Consider the following 26765-nt stretch of genomic DNA (forward strand, 5'->3'; position numbering starts at 1 on the left):
CCTTCTCATATCTCAAATCTAAAATCTCATTTCTACAAAATGGATACTAGTGAATTATTAAAGCGCGTTAGACAAATCGAGATCAAAACCAGAGGTCTGTCCCGAAACATTTTTGCCGGGGAGTATCATTCTGCGTTCAAGGGACGCGGTATGACTTTTAGCGAAGTTCGGGAATATCAATATGGTGATGATATTAGAAATATTGACTGGAATGTAACAGCCCGTTACAATCAGCCTTACGTTAAACTTTTCGAAGAAGAACGTGAACTGACCGTAATGCTGATGATTGATGTGAGTGGGTCCCGTGAATTTGGGACCGTCTCTAAACTAAAGAAAAATCAGATTACAGAAATTGCCGCAGTACTGGCCTTTTCAGCCATTCAAAACAACGATAAAATTGGGATGTTGTTCTTTTCCGATAAAATTGAAAAGTTTATTCCCCCCAAAAAAGGGAAATCGCATATTCTGCGAATTATTCGTGAATTAATCGATTTTAAACCTGAACATCGAAATACTGATATTGCCAATGCTTTGCGATATATGACTCAGGTGATTAAAAAACGATGCACCACTTTCGTGATTTCCGATTTTATTGATGATGATTTTGAAAATGCCTTAACGATTGCGAACAAAAAGCATGATATAGTGGCTCTTAAAATTTTCGATAAACGAGAACAGGAAATTCCTTCCATTGGCTTGATTAAAATTAAAGATGCTGAAACTGAAGAATACAGTTGGGTAGATACTTCGAATAAAAAGGTAAGAGATAATTACGCCAAATGGTGGAGAGATAAAGACAATTTGCTTATCGAAACATTCAAAAAATCAGGGGTCGATGTGGCCAATATCCGTACGGATCAGGATTACGTGAGATCTTTAATTGCCTTATTTAAACGAAGAGGACACTAAATTTTAAGAAGCGGACGACTATGACAAATAAAATTGATATCCCAAATAAACTTTTTGCAAAAGTGCTTGTTGCTTTTGCTATTGTGTTGGGAGCTGCTTTTTCCTCCTTCTCTTCATACGCTCAAGAGGAAGAAAAAGGAATTAACTACAGCGCACAACTCGATACCAATGTAATTGTAATTGGTGATCAAATAAATCTTTTGCTTTCAGTAGAACAACCCAAAGGTCTTAGGATAGAGTTCCCTGTATTTACGGACAGTATTGGTTCTGGAGTTGAGATTATTAAACAATCTCCTCAGGATACCCTCCCGCTGGAGAATGGAATCATTAAAGTGAATAAAAACTTTTTGATTACTTCTTTTGATGATGGAGTACATAAAATGAATCCTTTTGAATTCAAGATTCATGATGAAAATCTGATGAATATTATTCGAACCGATACAATGTTACTAGGCGTAAAGACATTTGACATTGACACTAGCAAAGCTAATTTCGACATCATAATGCCAATAAATACACCCATTGCATTTGCGGAAATTGCTCCCTGGGTGTTTGGTGGATTGATAGTTGCGGCATTGATTGTATTATTGCTTTTATATCTGCGCAAGCGGAAGAAAAACCAGCCACTGTTCGTAAAAGCAAAACCAAGCGAACCGGCTCATGTTATTGCCTTGCGAAAGTTGGATGAGATCAGGCAACAAAAGCTTTGGGAGACCGGAAAGGTGAAAGAGTTTCATTCTGACCTGACGGATACCATTCGAAATTATTTAGATGAACGTTTCCATCTTTCAACACTGGAATCAACCACTGATGAAATATTAAAAGCAGTAAATTCGGTTGAAGTAAATTCAGAATGGCACGCTAAACTAAGGGACGTTCTTGAACGTGCCGATTTGGCCAAATTTGCAAAGCACGCACCACTTCAGGACGAAAATGAATTAAGCTTAAAGTATGCTTACAAAATTATTGAGACAACCATTGTAGAGGAAGTTTCCGAAAAAAAGGAAAAAGAATCGATTGCATTGGAAGAGACAAAAAAGGAAGAAAAGTAAACTTTGAAAATACAAAGTATGAGTTCTATACAATTTGCAAATCCTGAATATTTTTACTTGCTGATCCTTTTGATACCACTTATTGCGTGGTACATTTTAAAGGACAAAAATGCTCATGCAAGTATTCAGGTATCAACATTAAAAGGCTTTCATTCAAGCGCGAAAACCTACAAATACTATTTGCGACATGCTTTATTTGTATTTCGCGTTTTAGCAATTGTATTTTTAGTGTTTGCTATTGCCCGCCCGCAATCCAGTAATAGCTGGGAGAATGTTACTACAGAAGGAATAGACATTGTGATGTCTCTGGACATTTCGAGTAGTATGCTTGCCCGCGATTTTGAACCAAACAGATTGGAAGCAGCTAAAGAGGTTGCTGTTAATTTTATTACCGGACGGGAGGATGATAAAATAGGATTGGTGATTTTTAGTGGCGAGAGTTTTACTCAATGTCCTTTAACAACCGATCATGCAGTTTTAATTAACCTGTTCAAAGACATTCAGAGTGGAATGATTGAAGATGGTACTGCAATTGGCCTTGGATTAGCCAATGCGGTGAATCGTTTAAAGGACAGCAAATCGAAATCGAAAGTAGTTATTCTCTTAACTGATGGTGTAAATAATCAAGGAGAGATTGCTCCCATTACCGCTGCTGAACTAGCAAAGACCTTTGGTATAAGAGTGTATACAGTTGGTATTGGAACTATGGGAATGGCTCCCTATCCCATTCAAACTGCCTTTGGCATTAGTATGAGGAACATGCCTGTTAAAATTGACGAAGAAGTATTGAGGCAAATTGCCGATATGACTGGTGGTCAATACTTCAGGGCAACCGACAATAATAAACTAAAAGCAATTTACGAACAGATTGACAAGTTGGAGAAAAGTAAAATTGAGGTGAAACAATACAGTACAAAAAGTGAGGAGTATTTAATTTTCGCTCTGTTCGCCGCTCTGTTTTTACTTCTTGAAATTGCTTTGCGTAATTCGATATTGCGAAACATTCCGTAATTGTTATTAACTGAACACAGAAAATCATTGAACAATGAATCAATTTCGTCTTGATCATCCGGATCTTCTATATTTATTTCTAATTCTTCCAATTCTTGGAATTTTATATTGGATTAGTTATTCAAGAAAAAAGAAAGCTCTTGCTGAGTTTGGTGAGATGAATATCATCTCGCAACTAATGCCTTACGCTTCATTTACCCGACCGTTTTTAAAGTTTGGGATTCTTTTGCTGGCATTAAGTTTTATCATTTTTGGTCTTGCCGGACCCCAATTTGGTTCAAAACTCCAAACCATTAAAAGAAAAGGAGTCGAAATTATCATCGCATTAGATGTATCCAATTCGATGATGGCACAGGACATTCAACCCAACAGATTGGAACGGGCAAAACGAGCTGTTTCCAAAATGGTTGACAAATTGAATAATGACAAAATCGGCTTGGTCATTTTTGCCGGCGAGGCATATACCCAATTACCGATTACAACAGATTATGCTTCAGCAAAAATGTTCTTGTCCTCCATTAGTACAGATATTGTTCCCATACAAGGAACTGCAATTGGAGCGGCAATAAATTTGTCTGTGAAGAGTTTTACTCCTGATAGTGAAGCAAGCAAGGCAATTATTGTAATAACTGATGGTGAAAACCATGAGGATGACGCAATCGCTGCTGCAAAAGCTGCATTAGACCAAGGGATTATAGTACACACCATTGCCATGGGATTGCCGGAAGGTGCTCCGATTCCTGTGAGTCCCGGCTCTCGCGATTTCAAAAGAGATGAGAAAGGTAATATTGTAATTTCAAGATTGGATCAGCAAATGGTTGAACAAATTGCAACAGCCGGAGGCGGAAAACCGGTGATAGCCAACAATACGACTACCGGTTTAAATGCTCTTTTTACTGAAATTAATAAAATGAACAAAACAGAACTAGAGCAGAGAGTATATGCTGCCTACGACGAAAAATTCCAATTGTTTATTGCTATCGGATTGCTGTTACTTTTCCTTGAATTTTTAGTTCTGGAACGTAAAAACCGCCATTTGAAGGATATCAATTTGTTTAAACCATCGAAATAGAACTCAATTCTGATTATTATGAACAAATATATAGCAGTATTCATTAGTTTGCTTTGCCTCTTAAGTTTTGACGCATTAGCACAAAAGGAAAGGAAATTTATCCGCAAGGGAAATGGCCTGTTTGAAGGAAATGAATATGAAAACTCTGAAGTAGAATATCGAAAGGCACTCAATAAAAAAATCAATTCTTATGAGGCTGGTTTTAACTTGGGTGATGCCCTATACAAGCAAAAGAAATACGATGAAGCCTTGAAACAATATCAGGCTTTAACAGTAACGGAGCAGGATCCTAAAAAATTGGGGGAAATCTACCACAACATTGGTAATACTCTTCTGATGAACCGGAAAATCGACGAAAGTATTGAAGCTTATAAGGAATCGCTTCGGCACTCCCCTAATTCCAAAGAAACCAAGTACAACTTGGAATATGCCAAACGAATGAAACAGAAAGAGGAAGAGGAGAAAAAGAAACAGGATCAAAATAAAGACAAAAATAAGGATCAGGATAAGAAAGACCAAGATAAAAAAGATCAGGACAAGAAGGATCAGAAAGATCAAAACAAAGATCAAGATAAAAAGGATCAGGAAGATCAGAAAAACAAACCTGAAGATCAGGATAAAAAGAAAGGTGATCCTGAAGAGCAACAGAATAAGATCTCTAAACAGGATGCCAACCGCTTGTTGGAAGCTCTTGAAAATGATGAAAAGAAGGTTCAGGAAAAGGTGCAAAAAGCAAAAGCTGCTGCTCAAAAAACAAAAAGAACCAAAATCAAAAAGGATTGGTAATAGATCTTCCCAAATTGATTATTCCTAATTGATTAATCAGTAAATTTGCGGAAGAATTACCGAACAAATTAATCGCGTTTATAACATCTGACACACACATATATATACAGATGAAGAAAATATTTCTCTCTTTATTAACAGTTATTTTAATTGCAACATCGGTATTTGCCGATGAAATTAAATTTACTGCTTCGGCCCCAAATGTGGTGGAACTTGGTGAACAATTTCGTTTAACTTATTCCGTAAACAGCAAGGGCAAAAACATTAAAATTCCAGCTCTTAATGGATTTAGGGTGCTTATGGGCCCTTCAACATCAAGCAGCATGAGTACACAAATAATTAATGGAAAAGTTAGCTCTAACTCCTCCTACTCATACACTTATGTTCTTTTGGCCGAAGAGGAAGGAAAATTTGACATCACTCCTGCAACTATTACTATAGATGGTGAGACAAAAACATCAAATTCGCTCACTATTGAAGTGGTCGAGGTAAATAAAACACGGCAGGACACTCAATCAAGCCAATCGAACAATACGGCCTCCGACGATAAAATCACAGAAAATAATTTATTTGTTAAAGTAGATTTAGACCGAAAAAGTGTTTACATGGGTGAACACATTGTTGCTAGTATTAAAGTATACACACGACTTACCATTGCTGGATTTGGGGATTCCAAATTCCCATCCTTTAATGGATTTTTAAGTCAGGAAGTACCCACTCCGGGACAAATATCTTTGGAAGAGAAAATATTAACGGGACCATTTACAATACAGGAATCATTCGTAAATTAATTCTTTTCCCTCAGCACACCGGCGAAATTACAATCGACCCTTTTGAATTAGAGGTGCTGATTCGTCAGCGAGGAGCAAACAAAAGAAGTGGCTTCTTTGATGATTTCTTTGATAATTATCAAGACGTTAGAGTTCCCCGAAAAAGCAAGCCTATAACCATTAAAGTGAAAGACTTCCCATCAAAAAAACCTTCAAGTTTGCTGGTGCGGTTGGGAACTTTGATTTGACCACGACTATCGATAAAGACTCAGTTACCGCAAATGATGCAATTACCATGCGGGTAAAAGTAGCTGGGAACGGAAATCTGAAACTGATTAAACCATTGGAATTTAATTTCCCTCCCGATTTTGAAGTTTATGATCCTAAAACTTCTCAGAACTTAAAGAGTACCGAAGCGGGTATGAGTGGCTCAACCACTTTTGAATATCTGATTATTCCACGTCATGGCGGTGAATATGAAATTCCGTCGGTTGATTTCAGCTTCTTCGATCCGAAAGCTGAAATATTCAGAACACGTTCTACTAAAAAATTCACCATTAAAGTAGCTAAAGGCGAAGGAGATAATTCGGGAACTATCATTAGCTCCTTCTCTAAAGAGAAAGTGAAATTTCTGGGAAAAGATATCCGCTATATTAAAACCAATGATTTCACCCCTCAATTAAAAGGTGAGGTTTTCTTTGGAACCACAAATTTCTATTTGGCGTATATCATTCCTTTCTTCCTGTTTGTTTTGGCCTTTGTATTCAACAGAAAACGAATAAAAGAAAACGCCGATACTGCAAAATTAAAAAATAAACGTGCCAATCGTGTAGCGATGAAAAGGTTAAAAGCAGCCTCGGCAAGTTTAAAAGCGAAACAAAAGGATCAGTTTTACGATGAAATTCTAAAAGCAATTTGGGGATATACATCGGATAAGCTGAATTTACCATTGGAGAATCTGAACAAAGAAAATATTAGTGAAATTCTGCTTAGTAAAGATATTGAATTAGAACTTAAAGATGAATTTATAAGCATTCTGGACACCTGCGAATTTGCAAGGTATTCTCCATCGGCCGGATCATCGGAAATGGATGAATTGTATCAGAAAAGTATGGATACAATCACCAAATTGGAGAAAAATATCAAATAGATTAGTCGGTTGTGTACTATCAAATAAACATGAAACCTCCATGATTAAATAATTAGTAACTCATACATGAGCATGGTAATTTAATCAAGCTAAGTGCCATCTGACAACGGCATGAAAATTATAAACAGATGAAAAAAGCATTACAATTTATACTCGCCATATTTCTAAGCACTCAGGTTTGGGCTCAAGTCAACCCAATTTCTGAGGCCAACGAAATGTATAAAAAAGGCGAATACGAGAAAGCAATTCAAGCCTACGAATTTGTGTTGGATACGCATTTAGAAGCTCCCGAAATTTATTTTAATCTGGGGAATGCTTACTATAAAACAGGCGAAATCTCGTCAGCAATTTTAAATTTCGAACGAGCACTACTTTACTCTCCTGACGATAAGGATATTCAATACAATTTAGACTTAGCTCGTAAACACGTTTTAGATAAGTTTGAAGTTTTGCCTGAAATTTTTATTGAAAGATGGTTCTCTGGATTTAGAAATAGTTTTTCGGCCGATATGTGGTCCTACTTCTCTATTCTGTTTTTCTTACTGACGCTTACTTTTGCCTGCTTTTATCTGTACAGCAATAAGTCCGGACTTAAAAAACTAGGTTTCTTTCTGGCATTTTTTGCTTTTGGCATTTCAATACTAACATATTCTTTTGCTTCGCAGAAAACGGATGAAATCAATATTCGGGTGCATGCCATTATTGTTAGCCCAAGTGTAACCATAAAAGGTTCGCCTGATAAAAGCGGCACCGAATTGTTCCTCCTGCACGAAGGCACAAAGGTTAAGGTAATTGGTGAACTGCAGGAATGGAGAAACATTCAGCTTAGTGATGGAAACGAAGGTTGGCTGAAAAAAGAAGACATTGAAATGATATAATTGCATAGAATAAAGGATTTCGGTTTTCGAAATCCTTTTTTTTATTAAGAATACGGCATTTACAGCTTTCAGCAGACGATGGAAGCTTGTCGCGCCGGTGTTTGGGTTTTCCATTAAATTACTAAAAAGCCAATCTGTTTTACGACTAAATAGCCCATTAATCCTTAAATTTAATGCGGTTTACAAACAGCGAAAAAATAAATCTTACACCGATGAAATATAGCATACAAAACGAATTCTTTCGAATTGAAGTTCTTGAAAAGGGAGCTGAACTTTGCAGCATCAAATCTCTAACTACAAATCAGGAATATCTATGGCAAGCTGATCCGGAAATTTGGGGAAGCCACGCTCCCAACCTATTCCCCGTTATTGGTTGCTTAAAAGATGATGGATTTATTCATGAAGGCAAAGAGTATCCAATGCCCAAACATGGATTTATTCGCAACAATGAAGATATTCAATTGCACAGCAAATCGGAAAATGAGCTTTGTTTTGTATTAAAATCGAACGAAAACACACGTAAAGTCTACCCATTCGAATTTGAATACTACATTCATTATATTCTGGATGGCAAAAAGTTACATGTGAAAATCGATGTAATCAATACCGACCCAAACAAACTATTCTTTTGTCTGGGTGCACATCCGGCTTTCGCATGTCCTTTGAAAAAAGGCGAAAAATACACGGATTACTATCTTGAATTTGAGCAAAAAGAAACTGCTCACACCTGGATGATTGTTGACAATGGACTTATTGGTCAGGAAGGGAAATTGATTTTAGATGAAAATGATCGAATTGAACTAACACCGGATTTATTCGCAAAGGATGCTCTGATTTTTAAGAATCTAAAATCCTCATTTGTACAATTAAAAAGTAAGAATTCAAATTTCTCACTAAAAGTTAGCCTTGATGATTTCCCATATCTTGGGCTTTGGGCAAAACCAAATGCACCCTATGTTTGCATCGAACCTTGGATTGGAATCGCCGACAGCTATGATTCAAGCCGGGAATTTTCCGAAAAGGAGATGATTCAATCACTCGATCCTGAACAAACATTTAGTGCCACTTACACCATTGATATCACAGAATAAAGGAAAATGGCTCTCATCGTAATAGTTGAGAGCCATTTTCTTATGCTGTCTTTTTTGCAGTATTTACAAATCACAGTTCTTTTAGCTGTTCTGAAAGAGTAGGATAATCTGTATACCCAACTTCATTCCCTCCATAAAAAGTTTCCTTATTGGCTGCATTCAATTCAGCTCCTTGTTCAAATCGTTTTTCTAAATCGGGATTGGCCAAATAGGGTACTCCGAATGAAACCAGCTCTGCCTTTTTCGAAGTAATTGCATCATGACCAGTATCTTTGGTAAATCCTCCATTCACCATTCGAACACCCTTGTATTGCTTCCCGTAATAATCAGCCACATCTTTCATCAATTGCGGGTGATCATCAAGCGGCATTAGAGGTTCAATCAAATGCAAAAAGGAAAGATTGTAAGCATTCAGCTTCTCAATCACATAATTAAAGATTGATGTTGGCTCCGAATCTCCCATATCATTAAATAAGCCACTAGGCGAAAGACGAATACCAACCTCCGAAGCATCCCAAACCTGAAGCGTAGCCTCTAAAACTTCAAACAGTAAGCGGGCACGATTCTCTACAGATCCACCATATTTATCTGTTCTATGATTTGTTTTATCTTCTAAAAACTGATCAATCAAATAACCATTTGCAGCATGAATTTCAACGCCATCAAAACCAGCTTTCTTTGCATTTTTTGCTGCAATTTTATAATCCTCAACAATGGATTTTATTTCTTCTGTTTCCAGAGCTCTGGGCGTAACAAAATCTTTCAAACCCTCATAAGTAAATGCTTGCCCTGCCGGACGAATTGCCGAAGGCGCAACAGGCAATCCTCCATTGTGAAAATCGGGATGCGAAATTCGACCAACATGCCAAAGCTGAATGAAAATCTTTCCTCCTTTAGCATGAACTGCCTCTATAACTTGTTTCCAACCTTCCACTTGTTCTTCACTATAAATTCCTGGCGTTGCCGGATAACCCATTCCCTGAGGTGAAATTTGACTGCCCTCTGTAATAATTAATCCTGCTCCTGCCCTTTGTCGATAGTACTCTGCCATTAGCTTTGTAGGAACATTTCCTTCTCCAGCTCTGTTTCTGGTCATTGGAGCCATCACCATTCTATTTTCCAATTCAATTTTGCCAATCGCAAAAGGAGTCAATAATGTATTTTTATTCATCTTCTTTTTTGTTATTTTTATTTAGTCAAGATATAAATAAGATTTCGATTTCTAAAAAAAGAAATATTAGAGATAAGTATAAATAAATTTATAGTTGCGGTTTTTCGCTGAGCAAGAAAACAATCAAGCTGAATTTCTATTGATCTCAACATTGCTTCGTATCTTCGCTAAAAATTTGAAAAGAATGAAACGTCCATGATTATTTAATCACGGTAATCCCGAAAGCTTTCGGGACCATCTAATAACTAAATCAAAATTATAAACAGATGAAACGAGCCATAAGAAAAAGTTCTCACACACGAGAATAACTATTTGGCGAGTTCCATGTGACATCTTTGAACAATTTTAGACACATGAAACAAGTTGAACTATTAGCTCCAGCCAAAAATCTGGAAACCGGAATGGCTGCAATAAATTACGGAGCTGATGCTATCTATATTGGTGCACCTAAATTTGGTGCCCGCTCTGCTGCAAGTAATACGCTCGAAGATATTGGCGAGTTAATTAAATACGCTCATAAATACTGGGCGAAAGTATTCATTACAATGAATACCATTTTATATGATAATGAATTAAAAGAAGCTGAAGAGCTGATTCATCAACTATACAAACTTGGTGCCGATGCATTAATTGTTCAGGATATGGGTATTTTAGAAATGAACCTTCCTCCTATTGAACTTCATGCCAGCACACAAACTCATAATTACGATCTGGAGCGTATCAAATTTCTGGAACAAGTCGGATTCAAAAGAATTATTCTCGCAAGAGAACTTTCCCTTGATCAAATTAAGGAGATTAGAAAAAACACCTCGGTAGAACTTGAATATTTTATTCATGGCGCATTATGTGTTTCATTAAGTGGCCAGTGTTATTTTTCCCATGCAATTGGTGGTCGGTCTGCGAACCGCGGAGAATGTAGTCAGGCCTGCCGCATGAAATACGATTTGGTTGACGGAGAAGGAAAAGTAATTGCGAAAGACAAACACTTGCTTTCTTTAAAAGACTTGAATCTTTCAGGCCATATGAAAGAATTGGTCGAAAGTGGAATCTGTTCGCTAAAAATTGAAGGGCGCTTAAAAGACAGCTCCTACCTGAAAAATGTAACCAGTTATTACAGGAAGGAATTAGATGATGTGTTTGAGAAGAAAAAAGAATTCAGAAAAGCATCATCAGGAACAGTAAAACCAAACTTTGAACCGGATTTAGAGAAAACTTTTAACCGAGGGTTTACCAACTACTTTTTTTCAGGCCGAATTCCTGAAATCGCAAATTTCCATACGCCAAAATCATTAGGAAAAGAAATTGGCAAGATTGTAGCTGTTCGAAATGATCATTTTATAATTGACACCAAATTTGAAATTCACAACGGCGATGGTCTTTGCTTTTTTAATCGCAACAAGCTGCTAAAAGGTATTCAGGTAAACGGTGTAAAAGGCAAACTGATTTTCCCAAATGAAATGAATATGTTGGTTGCAGGCGCTGTTTTGTATCGCAATAACGATCATGAATTTGCAAAAACACTTAAAAAAGATAACTCAACCCGTAGAATTTCAACAGAACTACTTTTAGAATTTAAGGAAAACATCCTCACCTTAATTGCTACTGATGAAGATGGGATAAGTGCTTCTGTTCAGCTTAAGGAAGAATTTGAATTGGCTCGCAATACCGAAATGGCAATTACAAATTTTAAAACCCAGTTGTCGAAATCAGGAGATTCTATCTACTCGATCCATACCATTGAAACCAATTTTACCGAGGCTCCCTTTGTTCAGGCTAAAGTACTTAATGAGTTGCGCCGAAAGGTTCTTGATTCTCTAACCGAAAATAGAGTTGCCGCCTTTCAGCAACCCAAAACACAGGCTTTAATCTCGCATCCTAAATACCACACAAAAAACCTAAATTACATGGGCAATGTGGTCAACTGTAAGGCCGAAGATTTTTATCACAAGTGTGGTGTTGAAAAAATTGAAAAAGGTTTTGAGCTGCAATCCGATTATAAAGGGAAAACACTAATGACTACCAAGCATTGTTTACGTCATGAATTTGGTATGTGTAACAAAGAGTTTAGTACAGATAAAAAAGCAAATCAACCTTTATATTTGGTCGATAATAAAAATCGTTACAAACTAGAATTTCATTGCCAACGTTGCGAAATGAAAATCATTTTTGAATAGAATTAACTCAGGTTCGAACCCTATTTAAGGATTTTAGCTATGGTTCACTATATAGAAAAACTAATTCGTGAAGGAGAGCATCAGCAACAGGATTTTAAATTCTGTATTACTGATTCCCGAAAAATTGCCAAGTCACTATCTGCTTTTGCCAATACAGATGGTGGCAAATTGCTTATTGGCGTGAAGGACAACGGAAAAATTACCGGAGCAAAAGTCGAAGAAGAATTCCATATGATAAAAGCGGCAGCTGAAATTTACTGTCGTCCCAAAATTCCTTTCGAGAGTAAGGTATGGCAGCTTAACGGAAAAAATGTCTTGGAAATAACAATTCATCGTTCTAGGAAAATGCCTCATTATGCAGAAAACAAAAAAGGCAAATGGTTGGCTTACCTTCGCAAAGATGATGAAAACCTCTTGGCTAATAAAATACTTCTTGAAGTTTGGAAAAGAAAGTCAAAACCAACCGGCACTTATTTGGAATACACCGAAACAGAGACTGTACTAATGAATTATCTGAATGACAAAGAAGAAATTAGTATGAATCAATTTTGTAGAATTGCACGAATTAGTCGCAACAAAGCGGAAAGAATATTGGTAAAGTTAATTTGCTGGAATGTGATTGAATTAGATATTTCGGAAACTGGCACCAAATATCACATAAAACAGAAAGAAAATTCAAAAATTAGATACACCTGAACGAGCATCATCCGAAAGACCTTAAAACGAAGCAGTTAACACTTGCATCTATCTAAGTAGATGCTAAAAAAAAGGCATAAAAAAACCGCACTAATTAATTGGATTTTAAACTCCTAAATGACAGGATTTGAGTGCCAGCCTGATCAAGTTTCCCCTGTGCCGAAACAACCCGAAGGTTGGGGCCTGCTTTAACAAGCTTGTAGCTTTCTCGGTATACTATGAATGTTGAGTTTAACAATCGATAATTAATGCGGTATGCTATTATATTTTATGCAAAGAACGTTCTACTTATTACTTGCAAGCTAAGGAAGAATCTCTATTTTTGCAAGGCTTACGATGTATTTTTCATTCTAAATTAAACAAATACACTCCTATCCTATCCCAAATCACAAGAAATTAAATCGTTATACAGTCAATATTTATTCTTTGAAAGGAAAATTTGTGTCAATCAGCAATATTTGCATTTCTTCCAAAAAAACTGAATTTGTCTGTGCTACCTAATATCATCATACATACTCATCACTAGAATGATTACTCGAATGTATGTTTTGTCCTTTCAATTAATCCGGGAGAACAAATAACAAATGGGGTAACTGTGTTTATTCTATTGGGATCCATCCATGGAATAGTAATTCGACTGATTTAGCTTCGGACATTCAGAAATTAGATATTCCGGAAACAGGAACCAAATATCACATAAAACAGAAAAAAAATTCAAAAATTGGAGACACCCGAATAAGTAGCATCCAAAAACCCTGAAAACGAACCAGTTACCACTTATATTTACCAAAATAAATGGTAAAAAAAAAGACACAAAAAAACCGCACTAATTAATTGGATTTTAAACTCCTAAATGACAGGATTTGAGTGCCAGCCTGATCAAGTTTCCCCTGTGCCGAAACAACCCGAAGGTTGGGGCCTGCTTTAACAAGCTTTAAGCTTTCTCGGTATCTTAAAAATGTTGAGTTTAACAATCGATAATTAATGCGGTATGCTATTATCTTTTATGCAAAGAACATTCTCTTATTACTTGCAAGCTAAGGAAGAATCTCTGCTTTTGCAAGGCTTACCATGTGTTTTTCATTCTAAATTACACAAAACGCTCTTATTACACCTCAAAACACAAGCAATTAAATCATTATAAAATCGATATATATTCTTTGAAATGAAAATTTGTGTCAATCAGCAATATTTGTACTTTTGCCACAAAATACTGAATTTGCCTGTGCTACCTTATATCAACATACATACTCATCACTTGAATGATTACTCGAATGTTTGTATTGTCCTTTCAATTAATCCGGGAGAACAAATAACAAATCGGGAAGCTGTGTTCTATTCTGTGGGGATCCATCCATGGGATAGCAATTTGACTGATGTACCTTCGGCCATTCATGAATTGGAAATTTCAGCTTCTGATTCCAATGTTATAGCCATAGGCGAAACTGGACTTGATCGAATGATAGAAACTCCGCTTTCTATTCAGGAAGATGTTTTTCAAAAACAATTGCAGATAGCTGAGAAATATAATAAGCCGGTAATCATTCATTGCGTAAAATGCTTTTCAGAATTAATTAGCATCCGCAAAAAAAAATCCATCAAACTTCCTTGGATTGTTCACGACTTCAGAAAAAATATTCAAATTGCAGAAGATTTAATTGCATTAGGATGCTATCTCTCATTTGGAAAGGCATTACTTACGGATGAGAAGTTACAAACTGTTTTCCGAAGCCTTCCAATGAATAAACTATTTTTGGAAACTGATGATAGTGATATAAAAATTGAAGAGTTATATAAAAAGGCAAGCCTAGTAAAAGGCCTTAATTTAGAGGATCTAAAAGAAGAACTATTTTCAAATTTCACAACTTGTTTTAATAGAATATGAGTACAGAATGGCTAAGCAGGACAGAACTGCTTCTTGGGAATGAGAAAATGGATAAGCTGAGAAATTCACATGTGCTGGTTGTAGGACTAGGTGGTGTTGGAGCTTATGCTGCAGAACAAATATGTCGCGCAGGAGTTGGAGAAATGACCATTGTTGATGGCGATAATATTGAAATCACAAACATAAATCGTCAGTTGCCAGCAAGCATCAGCAATCTGGGAAAAGACAAAGCGAAAGTAATGGGTGATCGCCTTTTAGATATCAATCCAAATTTGAAACTCAACATCATTAACGAATACCTTCACAATGAGAGAATGATTGAGGTACTGGAAGAGAAAAAATACGACTATGTTGTGGATGCAATCGACACTTTAGCACCTAAAATTTTTCTTATTTTTCATAGTTTAAAAAACAAGCTTAATATAGTAAGTGCTATGGGAGCTGGAGGAAAAGTTGATCCCTCTAAAATTCAAATTACTGATATTTCAAAATCCTACAACTGCAAGTTGGCAAGAATGCTTCGAAAAAAATTACATCAATTGGGTGTTCGTGAGGGTGTGCAAGTTGTATTTTCGCCAGAAGATGTATCAAAAGATGCCATGGTTCTTTCCGATAGCCGAAATAAAAGATCGAATGTTGGAACCATTTCCTATATGCCACCCTTGTTTGGATGTTTCTGCTCTTCGGTAGTAATAAAGGGTCTGCTGGCTCAATAAACCAATTTAGTTTACCGGAATTCATATTCCGGTGAATCTCTGGAATTTGTAATAAAATCATTACATTAACAAAGACTTGGACGGCTTCGTTTATCTAAAATTCCTGCTATGCTTTACTATGATATTCTCCCTTCACCTATTGGCAAGTTATTACTTGTTGCAAATAATATCGGACTAAAACAGATTTTGTTTGAAGATGAGAATCAATTAGAAAAAATCAAAGCTGATTGGATTAAAGATCCAAGTAAATTAAAGCCTGTTTCCGATCAATTAGTTGCCTATTTTAATAAGGAACGCACTACATTTGATGTGAAACTCTCACCCGATGGTACTGCTTTTCAACAACAAATTTGGAAACAACTTTTAGAAATTCCATATGGAGAAACATGTTCTTATTTGGATATTGCCATACGCATAAATAAACCTTCTGCCTGCAGAGCTATTGGCATGGCTAATTCTAAAAACCCAATTCCTATTATTATTCCTTGTCACAGAGTTATTGGGAAAAATGGGAAACTTACAGGTTATGCCGGAGGACTTACCAATAAGGCCAAACTACTGAAAATTGAGAACGTTGATTTTACTCCCTCCAAAGAACAATATCAGCTATTTTAACTGCGGTTTTTTCCTTATTCACGTTTCTGGGGTTTTCCCTGAATAGCAAATAGAAATACGTAAAATAGCTTTGATGTCATTGACAAAAAAGCTAACTTGCGCATGGTATTTTTACAGCTAAACACCTTTGTTTTGGCGATAAAACTTATCCAAAATCATAAAAATCAATATTCAATTACATGAGTAAAATTTTAGGACATAGTTTCCATATCCCTGTTATGGGAACTGGATTTACGGTGGATACTCCTGTAAAAGTGGCTCATTTAGGAATCTCATCTGTTGTTTCAATTGTTGATGATACCCTACTTGAGAAAATGAGAGAATTGTATTGCAATAAACTCAGCTTGCCATTTTTACCAATTTCGGAGAAGACTAAAGATTTTCGTGCAGAAAGAATCACCTCTTACCTTAATTTGATAGATGAGATCGTAAAAGAGAAATTTGAGAATCTTAAAACATCCGTACAAGAAAAGAAAGAAGATCTTGAGGAATATCTTGATATGCTTCCCGATTTTTCGGAAGTAAAAAAAGAATTTAAAGAGAAATTTGAAGGCAATTCTTACGTTAAAGAAGCGAAAGAATGGTTATCGAATCATCTTCCTCTTGGGGCGATTGATGTAAACATCATGACCAAGTTAGACAAAGATAACTTTTATGAAGGTGAGCAATTACCTGCGGAATATAACGATGCACATGCAGCTCTTCGCGGATTTGCCATGAGTAACCTGGATAGTTCCATGGTTTTATCTGCGGGAATGAACCCACGCTTATATGGCTATTTAGACCAATTTGAAGACTTTTATCCTGACGAAACAGGATACATAAAGAAGAAAATTGTACTGAAAGTTAGCGATTATCGATCGGCTTTGATACAAGGTAAATACCTTGCTAAAAAAGGAATCTGGATTTCTGAGTTTCGTATTGAATCCGGTCTTAATTGTGGAGGCCATGCCTTTGCAACCGAAGGCTTTTTAATGGGGCCAATTCTAGAAGAATTCAAGACAAACAGAGACGAATTAACAAAAACTCTCAACGAGATTTTATTTCAAGCTTTAAAAGGAAAAGAAAGAGTCTGTCCTAAAACCGATCTAAATATTAAAGTTACGGCACAAGGCGGAGTAGGAACAGCTAAAGAACAAGAATTCCTTATGACCCACTATAATCTGGATTCTATTGGTTGGGGAACTCCATTTCTTTTGGTTCCTGAAGTTTGTAATGTTGATGAAGGTACTTTACACCTACTTGAGGAAGCTAAAGAAAAGGATTTAGTACTAAGTCATGCTTCACCACTAGGTGTTCGTTACAATAATCTTCTCGGAAATACAAGAGACATAAATGTTCTTAAGAATTTTGCAGAGAACAAGCCAGGGAGCCCATGTTCCAAAAAATACATGATATGTAATACTGAATTTACTGAAAAGCCGATCTGTACTGCTTCCATTCAATATCAGAAATTGAAACTGACTGATTTGAAAAAGAAAAATCTACAAAAACAGGAATATGAAAAAGAAATTAGTTTACTTCTTGAAAAAACCTGTTTGTGTAAAGGATTGTCGGCCTCTTCGTTTTTAGTTAATCAGATCGATACAAAATCCGATGGTGATGGAGTTTCAATTTGTCCTGGACCAAACTTGGCCTATTTTTCGAAAAGAGTCAAATTAAAAGAAATGGTTGACCACATCTACAATCGAACCAATCTGATTGTTAGAACTGATAGGCCTCACATGTTCATAAAAGAAATGAATATGTACATTGACTATTTAAAGGAACAGATTGATGAGCTTCACAACCCTGTAGCGAAACAATTAAGATCCTTGGAAAAATACAAACAAAACCTACTAACGGGAGTTGATTATTATAAAGATTTATCGAATAATATAACCGGTAAATTTAAAAACATGAAAAGTCAGGTTGGTAATGATCTTGAAAAATTAGAATTAGAAATTCGAGGATTACTTATCACCTCAGAAAAATAAACCAGAAAAAAGCCAATCATACCGATTGGCTTTTTTTATTCCTTTCAACTAAAGCCCAGATGCTTACTACACACTCGGCTATTAGATGGCGCAAATTACCCATTACATTTGAGTATTTTATTCCTGCACTTTGGGTAAATTCAATGACTCTTGCCAATATAAAAACATGCATTTTTGTAAGGTGAAAGGGATATAACAATGAGGAGAGTAAACCAAATTGTTAAATGAGACGAGAATAGCAGCATTTGCTTCTGCTTATAGAACACTTCAAATCCTATGGGTTTAGGTTAGGGTTAGAATTGTGTAGTAGGATTTGAAGTGTTTCTATCTTCTTTTACAAAATAGTTAGAATTCATTGGAATGTTTTCCATATTGTTAGTTTTTGCGCAAACTGTAAAAAAGCCTTCACCAGCTTTTTTACAGTTTTTTTTTGCACAAAAAAAAACTGATTCCCCTTCAGAAATCAGCTCAGTCTTATTATAAAGTGGTTTTCTCTTCAGTTTCCACCATTTTCTTAATGCCGGCTATTTTCTCCAGCATATCAGTAGTAATAGACTTTGGCCTTTCCAAAGGATATCCCAAAGCTCTGTCCCAAATTACATTGGCACAGATACCTATTGAACGTCCAATACCAAAAAGAACCGTATAAAAATCATATTCCGTAACCCCATAGTGCCATTGAATCACACCTGATTGCGCATCAACATTTGGCCAAGGATTCTTTGCTTTTCCATGTTCCATAAGAATATCGGGTACCACTTGATAAAGCATGTCTGCATACTTAAAAATTGGATCCTCAGGCAAATGTTTCAAGCTAAATTCACGCTGAAGCATATATCTTGGATCGGTCTTGCGCAATACAGCATGACCAAAACCAGGAATTACCTGCCCTGAATTTAATGTATCCCAAACAAACTGTGTCATCTCCTCTTTAGTAGGAATACGATTGTCCATTTTATCCATTACCTCATGCAACCATCTCAGAACTTCCTGATTAGCAAGACCGTGCAATGGTCCCGCCAAACCATTAATCATTGCCGAAATAGAAAGGTAAATATCAGATAACGAACTCGCGACCAAGTGACCTGTATGCGCACTCACATTACCACTTTCATGATCACTATGAATGATAAAATGCAAACGGGAAACATCATCGTAAGGCTTAGCAACGCCCATCATGTGGGCAAAATTTGCTCCCATATCCAAATTCGGATTGGATTGAATTCTTGGTCCCTGACGATACAATTTATTATAAATATAAGACGCGATTTCCGGAAGTTTAGCAAGCAAATTTAATGAATCCTCATAGGTCGCATCCCAATACTCCTTTTTATTTAATCCGGCATGATACTGTCTGTTAAAAACAGATTCTCTACTCAGAGTAAGAATAGCCGTTGAGAAAATGGTCATTGGATGACTACAGCAAGGAAATGAATCAATTACCTCATAAACATATCGAGGCACAATTCGACGCTTGCTAAATTCATCCACAACTTGCATTACCTCTTCCTGATTCGGAAAATCTCCGGTAAGTAGTAAATAAAACAATCCCTCCACGTAAGGCATGTCTGCTCCCTTAGGTTTCGGTAAGCCTTCAATTACTTCTTCCAATGTAAATCCTCTGTAACGAATTCCCTCTTCCGGATCAAGATAAGAAATGTCCGTAACCAAAGATTTGAGTCCCCTCATTCCTCCAATTATTTGGGATATGGTAACCTGATCAACAACGACATCCCCGTATTCTTCCAATAATCTTTTTGTCCTAGGTCTATGTTCCTTAATTTTTTTGAACAAAGTTTGCTTTAGTGTCTTTTTCATCTGGTCTAAACTTTAGGTTTGGAAACCAACCGGGGAGATTGATTTCACGTTAGGAAATGTGTAATGTCTATTTTGCATTTTGTATTCTGATTAAATTCAAAGCACTGCCTGCTTTAAACCACTCAATTTGAACATCGTTATAAGTATGATTCGCCACGATAGTATCTTTTGAACCATCCTCGTGCGTAATAATTAATTCCAATGCTTTTCCAGGGGTAAAATTTGCTAATCCGATCACATCAAATTTATCCTTCTCCTGAATTTTATCGTAATCAGCTTTGTTTGCAAATGTCAATCCCAAAACACCTTGCTTTTTAAGGTTCGTTTCGTGAATTCTTGCGAAAGAACGAACAATTACTACCTTAACACCTAAATGTCTTGGTTCCATGGCTGCATGTTCTCTTGATGATCCTTCCCCGTAATTTTCATCTCCAACCACAATTGAGCCCAATCCGCTGGCTTTTAAATCTCGTGCGGTAACCGGAACTTCTTCGTATTTGCCGTTTACCGGATTAAATACTGAATTGGTTTCCTCATTGAAATAATTAACTGCACCAATCAGCATATTATTAGATATATTATCCAAATGTCCCCTATATCTTAACCATGGACCTGCCATAGAAATATGATCGGTTGTACATTTTCCTTTTGCCTTAATCAATAATTTCAAGCCATTCATATTTTTACCATCCCAGGCCTGAAATGGAGCAAGCAATTGCAAACGTTCCGAACTCTCATTCACATTTATAATAAGTGAACCTCCATCTGTTCCAGGATCCAAGTAACCGGAATCCTTCATATCAAATCCATTTGGAGGAAATTCTAAACCTGTTGGTTCATCTAATCTCACTTCAACACCATCTTCATTAATCAAAGTATCGGTCATCGGATTAAAACAAAGATCACCGGCTATAGCCAAAGCTGTTACTATCTCTGGTGATGCCACAAAACCATGTGTGTTAGGGTTTCCATCGTTACGTTTGGCAAAATTTCTATTAAAGGAAGTAATAATAGAATTCCTCCGAGTTGGATCCTCCGCATGACGTTTCCACTGTCCGATACAAGGTCCGCAAGCGTTAGCCATGATGACTCCTCCAATGTCTTCAAACTCCTTTAAAATACCATCTCGTTCGGTTGTATATCTCACCAATTCGGAACCTGGCGTAACCACAAATTCTGCTTTAACCTTCAAATTCTTATCCTTTGCCTGTTTGGCCAAAGAAGCTGCTCTCGAAAGATCTTCGTAAGAAGAATTAGTACAAGAGCCAATCAAACCAACCTCTAATTTTTGAGGATAATTGTTTTCTTTAACAGCTTTTCCAAAGTCCTCTAATTTATGAGCTAAATCGGGAGTAAAAGGGCCGTTGATATAAGGCTGCATTTCCGATAAGTTAATTTCAATTACCTGATCGTAATACATCTCCGGATTTTTGTACACTTCTTCATCAGCACGTAAATCTCCCATTACAACATCTGCAAGGTCAGCAACATCTTCGCGACCTGTAAGACGCAAATAATTACTCATATTTCGATCGTAAGCAAAAATAGAAGTTGTTGCCCCTATTTCAGCTCCCATATTACAAATAGTTCCTTTACCTGTACATGAAATTGAATCGGCACCTTCCCCAAAATATTCAACAATAGCTCCGGTACCCCCTTTTACGGTAAGTATTCCTGCAACGTTTAATATTACATCTTTAGGAGAAACCCAACCACTTAATTTCCCGGTTAACTTTACTCCTATCAGTTTAGGCATTTTCAATTCCCAAGGCATTCCTGCCATCACATCAACAGCATCGGCACCGCCAACTCCAATTGCAACCATTCCTAATCCACCTGCATTTACAGTATGCGAATCAGTTCCAATCATCATTCCACCGGGAAAGGCATAATTTTCCAGTACAACCTGATGAATAATACCAGCACCTGGCTTCCAAAAGCCAATTCCATATTTCTGAGATACTGATTCCAAGAAATCGTATACTTCGTTATTTTGTTGTTTTGCATCAGCCAAATCCTTATCGGCACCTATAGATGCTTGAATTAGATGATCACAATGAACCGTTGACGGAACAGCAACTTTAGTTTTCCCTGCATTCATAAATTGCAAAAGTGCCATTTGCGCTGTTGCATCCTGCATGGCTACCCTATCGGGAGCAAAATTCACATAATCCTCTCCTCGTGTAAACTTATTCCCTTTTTCCTCAGCAGATAAATGTGAGTATAAAATTTTCTCGCTCAAGGTGAGTGGTTTGCCTAAATTCTTCCGAGCAGTTTTCACCCTTTCAGGCATTTGTTCGTAAACAGATTTTATCAATTTAAAATCAAATAGCATAGTTTGATAAATTTTTTGATTTATATATATATTATTTGGCACCTAGTTATAATCTGAAAGAAAACGTAGAAGGAATTAAATAGTATCGGATTTAGCGATCTTTTTATGCATTTTACATCAGGTATTAATTAAATGCCGAACTTCTGACTTACAGTTGCTTAGAAGGCTTTCAGCAAAAAAAACAATCTGTTAAGTATAATTAAATTTAAATATCTAAATATAACAAAAACTTAGTATATTAAAAAGCTAGGGCTAAAAATCTTTATAACCTTTCAGATGGCTTAAAAAAAGCGCATAACTATCATCCTAATCCAATAAATTTCCCCTCGATAAAATAGACTTTTTCAGATATTGTAAAGTTTGACAGATAGTTAACCGCTACTTGCCCTTACTTCCAAATTCCACCACTTGAAGATCTTTTATTTCCTTTGCTTCAATTGTAAATTTAACCATTGTCTGCACTTTGTGGAAACCAGAAATCCCCGAAGCGCCTGGATTTATATGCAACAGATTTAATTCTTTATCGAAAATAACCTTAAGAATATGAGAATGCCCTGAAATAAATAATTGTGGAGCATCCTCAAAAATTTCAGGTTTGACATTTCGATCGTAATGTTTGGGATAACCTCCTATGTGTGTGATCCAAACATCAACATCCTCACAATGAAAACGCTGGTGCTTAGGGTAAACAATACGAACATCATGGTCGTCTATATTTCCATGAACTGCTCTAAGCGGAGCAATTTCAGATAATTTATCAGCAATTTCAATTCCTCCAATATCTCCGGCATGCCATATTTCATCGCATTCCTTAAGATGCTTTACCACAACCGGGTCAAGCCATCCATGAGTATCCGAAAGTAATCCTATTCGCTTCATAATTTTTCCTTATTCGCAATTTTGAAGTGTAAATCTACAAAAAGAAACGTGAAAAAATGCAGGCCAAATCAAATTATATCAAGCAATCGTTAGCGCTGCGAGTAGCATGTACGAAGGCAGTAAATCAGATGTCAATCCCTTAAATCAGGTCAAAGCCCAAACGATTTAATCAATAATTAACCACATATAATCAGTAAAAAATGATTACTTTTGCATGCTTTATTTTAAAAGAAAATACTATCGATGGGGTTTAAAGAAGAGATAAAAAGACGAAGAACATTTGGGATTATTTCTCATCCGGATGCGGGAAAAACAACACTAACTGAAAAATTACTTTTGTTTGGTGGTGCTATTCATGTTGCAGGTGCTGTAAAATCTAATAAAATAAAGAAAACGGCTACTTCCGATTTCATGGAAATTGAAAGACAGAGAGGAATTTCTGTTGCAACTTCCGTTATGGGATTTGAATACAAAGGTCATAAAATAAATATCCTTGATACACCAGGTCACCAGGATTTTGCGGAAGATACATTTCGTACACTTACAGCATGCGATAGTGTAATTATCGTTATTGATGTTGCGAAAGGGGTTGAGGCACAAACCAGAAAACTGATGCAGGTTTGTAGAATGCGAAAGACTCCGGTTATTGTTTTCATTAACAAAATGGACCGAAGCGGTAAAGACGCATTTGATTTGCTGGATGAAATTGAAACAGAATTACAAATTAGTGTAAACCCATTAAGCTGGCCAATTAATATGGGCCCTGATTTTAAAGGTGTTTACAATATCTATCAGAAAAACTTGAGCTTGTTTACTCCTGCAACTCAAACTATTCAGGAAACTATTGAATTTGACGATCTCTCCAATCCTAAATTGGAAGAATACATAGGTGATGATGCCGAAATACTTAGAGAAGAAATTGAGCTCGTTTCAGGTGTTTATCCTGAGCTGGATCTTCAGGAATATCTAGATGCAAAAATTGCTCCTGTTTTCTTCGGATCAGCCTTAAATAACTTTGGTGTTCGTGAGCTTTTGGATGCTTTTATTCAGATTGCACCTTCTCCCCGTCCTTGCCAGACTGTTGAACGAGTGATTGAACCAACAGAAGAAAAATTCTCAGGATTTATTTTTAAGATTCATGCTAACATGGATCCAAACCACCGTGATAGAATTGCTTTTGTGAAAATTGTATCGGGTGTATTTAGAAGAAATACAGCCTATTTACATGTGCGAAATGGCAAAAAACTAAAATTTTCGAGTCCTACAGCATTTATGGCCGAGAAAAAATCAATTATTGAGGAAGCCTATCCTGGTGATATTGTTGGTTTGCACGATACAGGAAACTTTAAAATTGGTGATACTTTAACTGAAGGTGAAAAAATTAACTTCAAAGGAATTCCAAGCTTCTCTCCTGAGCTGTTTAAATACATTGAGAATGCCGATCCGATGAAATCGAAGCAATTGGCAAAAGGGGTTGACCAATTAATGGATGAAGGGGTTGCTCAGCTATTTACATCCCAGTTTAACGGAAGAAAAGTAATTGGAACTGTTGGTGCTCTGCAGTTTGAAGTTATTGAGTATCGTTTACTTCACGAATATAGTGCTTCCTGTAGATGGGAACATATTAATCTGCACAAAGCATGCTGGATTAAGTCAAATGATGAAGAACAGCTAACAGAATTTAAAAAGGCTAAATTCCAGTTCATCGCAAAAGATAAGCATGGCAGAGATGTTTTCCTTGCTGATTCAAGTTACATGCTGCAAATGGCACAAAACAATTACCCGAAACTAGAATTCCACTTCACATCAGAGTTCTAATAATAAATTACGATACAAACATACATCTATATGGCTTTAGCAGAAGGATTAACTGTAACACAAACAATGACTGTGACCAAATTGGACACAGCAATACACCATGGTTCTGGTAAATTAGAAGTATTTGCCACTCCAGCAATGGTGGCATTCATGGAAAATACGGCGCTTGCCTGTATTGCTCCGGAAATGGAAAAAGGCACAGACAGTGTTGGCATACAAATTGACACCAAACACAGCAAGGCTAATAAAGTTGGTACTCTTGTAACTTGTACCGCAAAATTAGTAAAAGTAGATGGTAAAAAGCTAAGTTTCGAAATTGAAGCCTCAGACGAAGATGGAAAAATAGGAAGTGCGTTTCATCTTCGATACATCATCGACCCGGTTAAATTTATGAGTAGACTGTAAAGTTCTAACTTAAAAATACAATAAAAGCCTGCAATTCGATTGAATTTGCAGGCTTTCTTGTATAATCAAATAGTACTAATCCATCAAACGTTTTTCACCATCGAGTTTACGGATATCGGTAATATCCTGACCAACCTCGATGCAGCCCTTGTAGGCATTATCCTCATCGCGCAAAGCGAAATATTGAATGAGTATAAAGCGTCCTTTCATTTGAATCCAAAATGATTCGCTGTCTTTTTCGCCACTTTTAAATGCGTTTACTAAATCGACAACCACATGAACACTCTCCGGTGGATGACAGTTTTGAACGGTTCGACCAATAATTGCCTTCGAACGAGGAAAAAAGCGTTCTTTAGGATTGGAAAAGAAACAAACCCGATCATTTTCATCGATCATCGTAATATCTACGGGCAAATGATTGAACAACATCATTGCTTGCTTCAAAGTCATTAAACCAGTTTCGAAATTAAGTACCGTGTCTCCTAATTGATCCATATCCAATTCTTCACCTTTCATATCACTCTCCTTCTTTACTGATTTTTTATTCGTTTTAACAATCTCTGGTGTCTCAATAAAACTAAACCCGATTTCATAGCTCTGTTTATTCATCTCATCCCACAATTCATCGGAAACAGCATTCACAGCTACCGGAAATAACAAGTACTCCTCTCTGGAAATAATTGCATACATGAAGAAGAACAAATCGCCCAACAATTTATTAATGAGTTTTAGGTCGATAAAACTGGATTGTAATTCAGTAACCAATTGCTTTTGAACCCTGCGGATATCATCATGAATAGACCACATTACACCCAAGCATTTGTATTCTGGAAACTGATTTTCAAAATAAGGAAAGAAAATGTTCTCTTTGCGCTGATAATGCTTATCCATCTCACTTAATGCCTGAATCTTAGATTTTAATAAAGACATTTCGGCAGCCAATTCTTTTCCATCTTTTAAGCTGTTAATGCTTTTGGCTAAAGGCTTAATCTCTTTCAATCGAGTATCCAACTCATCATTTTCCTGCATCATAATGCCCAGAAAATGCTTTGGACTCACTTGCGCTTTCGGATGATTTTGAATTGCCTTGTGAAACACGTTTAAGGCTTTATTGATACCAAGCTTAAGATCTTCCATTGGAACATTGGCCTCAACCAATCTGTGAACAACCAAAACAATATCGTTTGGTGTCAATTGATCAATGGCAGACTGGTGTTTTTTGATTAAGTCAGTACCCTTCGCTCCTTTTATCAGCTGAAAGCAGAAGTCGTACAAAGAATCAACTCGTGCTTGATTGTTATTTATGAATTCGGACATATTGTAATTTTAGATCATACCCTATTTTGGGAAAAATACAATAAAAAGCCCATGAAACCAACACCCACTATTACTTCTGACTTTTAAAAACTTATGTACTTGCAGTAAAGTGAGTCATTAAATAATCAATCACACTTCGGGCATTATCAGGGTAATTAATGTGTGTAGACTTTGCATTTTCTTTCAACCAACATCCAATTAGCGTCGCGCTGCATTCTTCCAAATCAGCAAAAACAGGAAT

At 36.5% G+C, this 26765-nt stretch carries 22 protein-coding genes; 17 read left to right on the top strand and 5 right to left on the bottom strand.

Features of this window, described 5'->3' with window-relative positions; translation table 11 throughout:
* Positions 1-39: 39 nt before the first annotated feature.
* The 9 genes from ALGA_RS01405 (at position 40) to ALGA_RS01440 (ending at position 8719) form a co-directional block, all read left to right on the top strand.
* Positions 40-909 (top strand): DUF58 domain-containing protein, encoded by an 870-nt coding sequence (locus ALGA_RS01405; RefSeq protein WP_096427599.1) that lies wholly within the window; start codon positions 40-42, stop codon positions 907-909.
* Positions 910-929: 20 nt separating this feature from the next.
* Complete coding sequence (locus ALGA_RS01410) at positions 930-1961, top strand: hypothetical protein (protein ID WP_096427600.1); 1032 nt, start codon at positions 930-932, stop codon at positions 1959-1961.
* Positions 1962-1979: 18 nt separating this feature from the next.
* Positions 1980-2972, top strand: a complete 993-nt coding sequence (locus ALGA_RS01415; RefSeq protein WP_197705667.1) for a vWA domain-containing protein — start codon at positions 1980-1982, stop codon at positions 2970-2972.
* 34 nt (positions 2973-3006) lie between these two features.
* The gene (locus tag ALGA_RS01420) at positions 3007-4044 is read left to right on the top strand and encodes a vWA domain-containing protein (protein WP_096427601.1); all 1038 of its coding nucleotides are present in this window, start codon (positions 3007-3009) and stop codon (positions 4042-4044) included.
* Between the two features lie 18 nt (positions 4045-4062).
* Entirely contained in the window at positions 4063-4830 is a 768-nt protein-coding gene (locus ALGA_RS01425) for a tetratricopeptide repeat protein (RefSeq protein ID WP_096427602.1), read from the top strand.
* A gap of 110 nt (positions 4831-4940) precedes the next feature.
* Positions 4941-5621: a BatD family protein gene (locus ALGA_RS23130; protein WP_197705668.1), complete on the top strand. Its 681-nt coding sequence runs from the start codon at positions 4941-4943 to the stop codon at positions 5619-5621.
* 223 nt (positions 5622-5844) lie between these two features.
* Positions 5845-6750, top strand: coding sequence for a BatD family protein (locus ALGA_RS23140; RefSeq protein ID WP_197705669.1), 906 nt, complete (start codon positions 5845-5847; stop codon positions 6748-6750).
* A gap of 128 nt (positions 6751-6878) precedes the next feature.
* Positions 6879-7628, top strand: a complete 750-nt coding sequence (locus ALGA_RS01435; protein WP_096427603.1) for a tetratricopeptide repeat protein — start codon at positions 6879-6881, stop codon at positions 7626-7628.
* Positions 7629-7840: 212 nt separating this feature from the next.
* Positions 7841-8719, top strand: a complete 879-nt coding sequence (locus ALGA_RS01440) for an aldose 1-epimerase family protein (RefSeq protein ID WP_096433324.1) — start codon at positions 7841-7843, stop codon at positions 8717-8719.
* A gap of 70 nt (positions 8720-8789) precedes the next feature.
* Here the strand turns inward: ALGA_RS01440 and ALGA_RS01445 are convergent, their stop codons facing one another.
* Positions 8790-9890: an alkene reductase gene (locus ALGA_RS01445; RefSeq protein WP_096427604.1), complete on the bottom strand. Its 1101-nt coding sequence runs from the start codon at positions 9888-9890 to the stop codon at positions 8790-8792.
* Between the two features lie 353 nt (positions 9891-10243).
* Here ALGA_RS01445 and ALGA_RS01450 point away from each other — a divergent pair, with 353 nt between their 5' ends.
* The 6 genes from ALGA_RS01450 to ALGA_RS01475 all read left to right on the top strand — a co-directional run bounded on the left by ALGA_RS01450 (position 10244) and on the right by ALGA_RS01475 (position 17952).
* A complete protein-coding gene (locus ALGA_RS01450) occupies positions 10244-12064 on the top strand; it encodes a peptidase U32 family protein (protein WP_096427605.1) in 1821 nt (606 codons plus the stop codon).
* Between the two features lie 39 nt (positions 12065-12103).
* Positions 12104-12760 carry an AlbA family DNA-binding domain-containing protein gene (locus ALGA_RS01455; RefSeq protein WP_096427606.1) on the top strand — a complete coding sequence of 219 codons (657 nt, stop codon included), beginning with the start codon at positions 12104-12106 and terminating at the stop codon, positions 12758-12760.
* A 1165-nt stretch (positions 12761-13925) separates the two neighbouring features.
* Positions 13926-14645 (top strand): TatD family hydrolase, encoded by a 720-nt coding sequence (locus tag ALGA_RS01460; protein WP_096427607.1) that lies wholly within the window; start codon positions 13926-13928, stop codon positions 14643-14645.
* Positions 14642-15361 carry a tRNA threonylcarbamoyladenosine dehydratase gene (locus ALGA_RS01465; RefSeq protein ID WP_096427608.1) on the top strand — a complete coding sequence of 240 codons (720 nt, stop codon included), beginning with the start codon at positions 14642-14644 and terminating at the stop codon, positions 15359-15361. Before ALGA_RS01460 ends, ALGA_RS01465 begins: the two co-directional genes overlap by 4 nt.
* A 108-nt stretch (positions 15362-15469) precedes the next feature.
* Positions 15470-15976, top strand: coding sequence for a methylated-DNA--[protein]-cysteine S-methyltransferase (locus tag ALGA_RS01470; RefSeq protein WP_096427609.1), 507 nt, complete (start codon positions 15470-15472; stop codon positions 15974-15976).
* 179 nt (positions 15977-16155) lie between these two features.
* Entirely contained in the window at positions 16156-17952 is a 1797-nt protein-coding gene (locus ALGA_RS01475) for a hypothetical protein (protein WP_096427610.1), read from the top strand.
* A gap of 477 nt (positions 17953-18429) precedes the next feature.
* On the opposite strand, the gene ALGA_RS01480 is transcribed toward ALGA_RS01475, so the two are convergent.
* From ALGA_RS01480 to ALGA_RS01490, 3 genes are all read right to left on the bottom strand, one after another.
* On the bottom strand, positions 18430-19770 hold the full coding sequence (locus ALGA_RS01480) for a citrate (Si)-synthase (RefSeq protein ID WP_096427611.1): 1341 nt from the start codon (positions 19768-19770) through the stop codon (positions 18430-18432).
* Between the two features lie 67 nt (positions 19771-19837).
* The gene (locus ALGA_RS01485) at positions 19838-22105 is read right to left on the bottom strand and encodes an aconitate hydratase (RefSeq protein ID WP_096427612.1); all 2268 of its coding nucleotides are present in this window, start codon (positions 22103-22105) and stop codon (positions 19838-19840) included.
* A gap of 378 nt (positions 22106-22483) precedes the next feature.
* Complete coding sequence (locus ALGA_RS01490) at positions 22484-22984, bottom strand: metallophosphoesterase family protein (protein ID WP_096427613.1); 501 nt, start codon at positions 22982-22984, stop codon at positions 22484-22486.
* Positions 22985-23227: 243 nt separating this feature from the next.
* On the opposite strand from ALGA_RS01490, the gene ALGA_RS01495 reads away from it, so the two are divergent.
* Entirely contained in the window at positions 23228-24802 is a 1575-nt protein-coding gene (locus tag ALGA_RS01495; RefSeq protein WP_096427614.1) for a peptide chain release factor 3, read from the top strand.
* A gap of 30 nt (positions 24803-24832) precedes the next feature.
* Complete coding sequence (locus tag ALGA_RS01500; RefSeq protein WP_096427615.1) at positions 24833-25207, top strand: thioesterase family protein; 375 nt, start codon at positions 24833-24835, stop codon at positions 25205-25207.
* 75 nt (positions 25208-25282) lie between these two features.
* Here ALGA_RS01500 and ALGA_RS01505 read toward each other — a convergent pair whose 3' ends face one another.
* The gene (locus tag ALGA_RS01505) at positions 25283-26524 is read right to left on the bottom strand and encodes a DUF438 domain-containing protein (RefSeq protein ID WP_096427616.1); all 1242 of its coding nucleotides are present in this window, start codon (positions 26522-26524) and stop codon (positions 25283-25285) included.
* Between the last annotated feature and the right edge of the window lie 241 nt (positions 26525-26765).

It is taken from the genome of Labilibaculum antarcticum (genome assembly GCF_002356295.1).
Taxonomy (GTDB): Bacteria; Bacteroidota; Bacteroidia; order Bacteroidales; family Marinifilaceae; genus Labilibaculum; species Labilibaculum antarcticum.

Excerpts from the sequence above, each read along its gene's own strand:
- ALGA_RS01405 (WP_096427599.1), top strand. The coding sequence starts at position 40 with ATGGATACTAGTGAATTATTAAAGCGCGTTAGACAAATCGAGATCAAA.
- ALGA_RS01410 (WP_096427600.1), top strand. The coding sequence starts at position 930 with ATGACAAATAAAATTGATATCCCAAATAAACTTTTTGCAAAAGTGCTT.
- ALGA_RS01415 (WP_197705667.1), top strand. The coding sequence starts at position 1,980 with ATGAGTTCTATACAATTTGCAAATCCTGAATATTTTTACTTGCTGATC.
- ALGA_RS01420 (WP_096427601.1), top strand. The coding sequence starts at position 3,007 with ATGAATCAATTTCGTCTTGATCATCCGGATCTTCTATATTTATTTCTA.
- ALGA_RS01425 (WP_096427602.1), top strand. The coding sequence starts at position 4,063 with ATGAACAAATATATAGCAGTATTCATTAGTTTGCTTTGCCTCTTAAGT.
- ALGA_RS23130 (WP_197705668.1), top strand. The coding sequence starts at position 4,941 with ATGAAGAAAATATTTCTCTCTTTATTAACAGTTATTTTAATTGCAACA.
- ALGA_RS01435 (WP_096427603.1), top strand. The coding sequence starts at position 6,879 with ATGAAAAAAGCATTACAATTTATACTCGCCATATTTCTAAGCACTCAG.
- ALGA_RS01440 (WP_096433324.1), top strand. The coding sequence starts at position 7,841 with ATGAAATATAGCATACAAAACGAATTCTTTCGAATTGAAGTTCTTGAA.
- ALGA_RS01445 (WP_096427604.1), bottom strand. The coding sequence starts at position 9,890 with ATGAATAAAAATACATTATTGACTCCTTTTGCGATTGGCAAAATTGAA.
- ALGA_RS01450 (WP_096427605.1), top strand. The coding sequence starts at position 10,244 with ATGAAACAAGTTGAACTATTAGCTCCAGCCAAAAATCTGGAAACCGGA.
- ALGA_RS01455 (WP_096427606.1), top strand. The coding sequence starts at position 12,104 with ATGGTTCACTATATAGAAAAACTAATTCGTGAAGGAGAGCATCAGCAA.
- ALGA_RS01460 (WP_096427607.1), top strand. The coding sequence starts at position 13,926 with ATGAAAATTTGTGTCAATCAGCAATATTTGTACTTTTGCCACAAAATA.
- ALGA_RS01465 (WP_096427608.1), top strand. The coding sequence starts at position 14,642 with ATGAGTACAGAATGGCTAAGCAGGACAGAACTGCTTCTTGGGAATGAG.
- ALGA_RS01470 (WP_096427609.1), top strand. The coding sequence starts at position 15,470 with ATGCTTTACTATGATATTCTCCCTTCACCTATTGGCAAGTTATTACTT.
- ALGA_RS01475 (WP_096427610.1), top strand. The coding sequence starts at position 16,156 with ATGAGTAAAATTTTAGGACATAGTTTCCATATCCCTGTTATGGGAACT.
- ALGA_RS01480 (WP_096427611.1), bottom strand. The coding sequence starts at position 19,770 with ATGAAAAAGACACTAAAGCAAACTTTGTTCAAAAAAATTAAGGAACAT.
- ALGA_RS01485 (WP_096427612.1), bottom strand. The coding sequence starts at position 22,105 with ATGCTATTTGATTTTAAATTGATAAAATCTGTTTACGAACAAATGCCT.
- ALGA_RS01490 (WP_096427613.1), bottom strand. The coding sequence starts at position 22,984 with ATGAAGCGAATAGGATTACTTTCGGATACTCATGGATGGCTTGACCCG.
- ALGA_RS01495 (WP_096427614.1), top strand. The coding sequence starts at position 23,228 with ATGGGGTTTAAAGAAGAGATAAAAAGACGAAGAACATTTGGGATTATT.
- ALGA_RS01500 (WP_096427615.1), top strand. The coding sequence starts at position 24,833 with ATGGCTTTAGCAGAAGGATTAACTGTAACACAAACAATGACTGTGACC.
- ALGA_RS01505 (WP_096427616.1), bottom strand. The coding sequence starts at position 26,524 with ATGTCCGAATTCATAAATAACAATCAAGCACGAGTTGATTCTTTGTAC.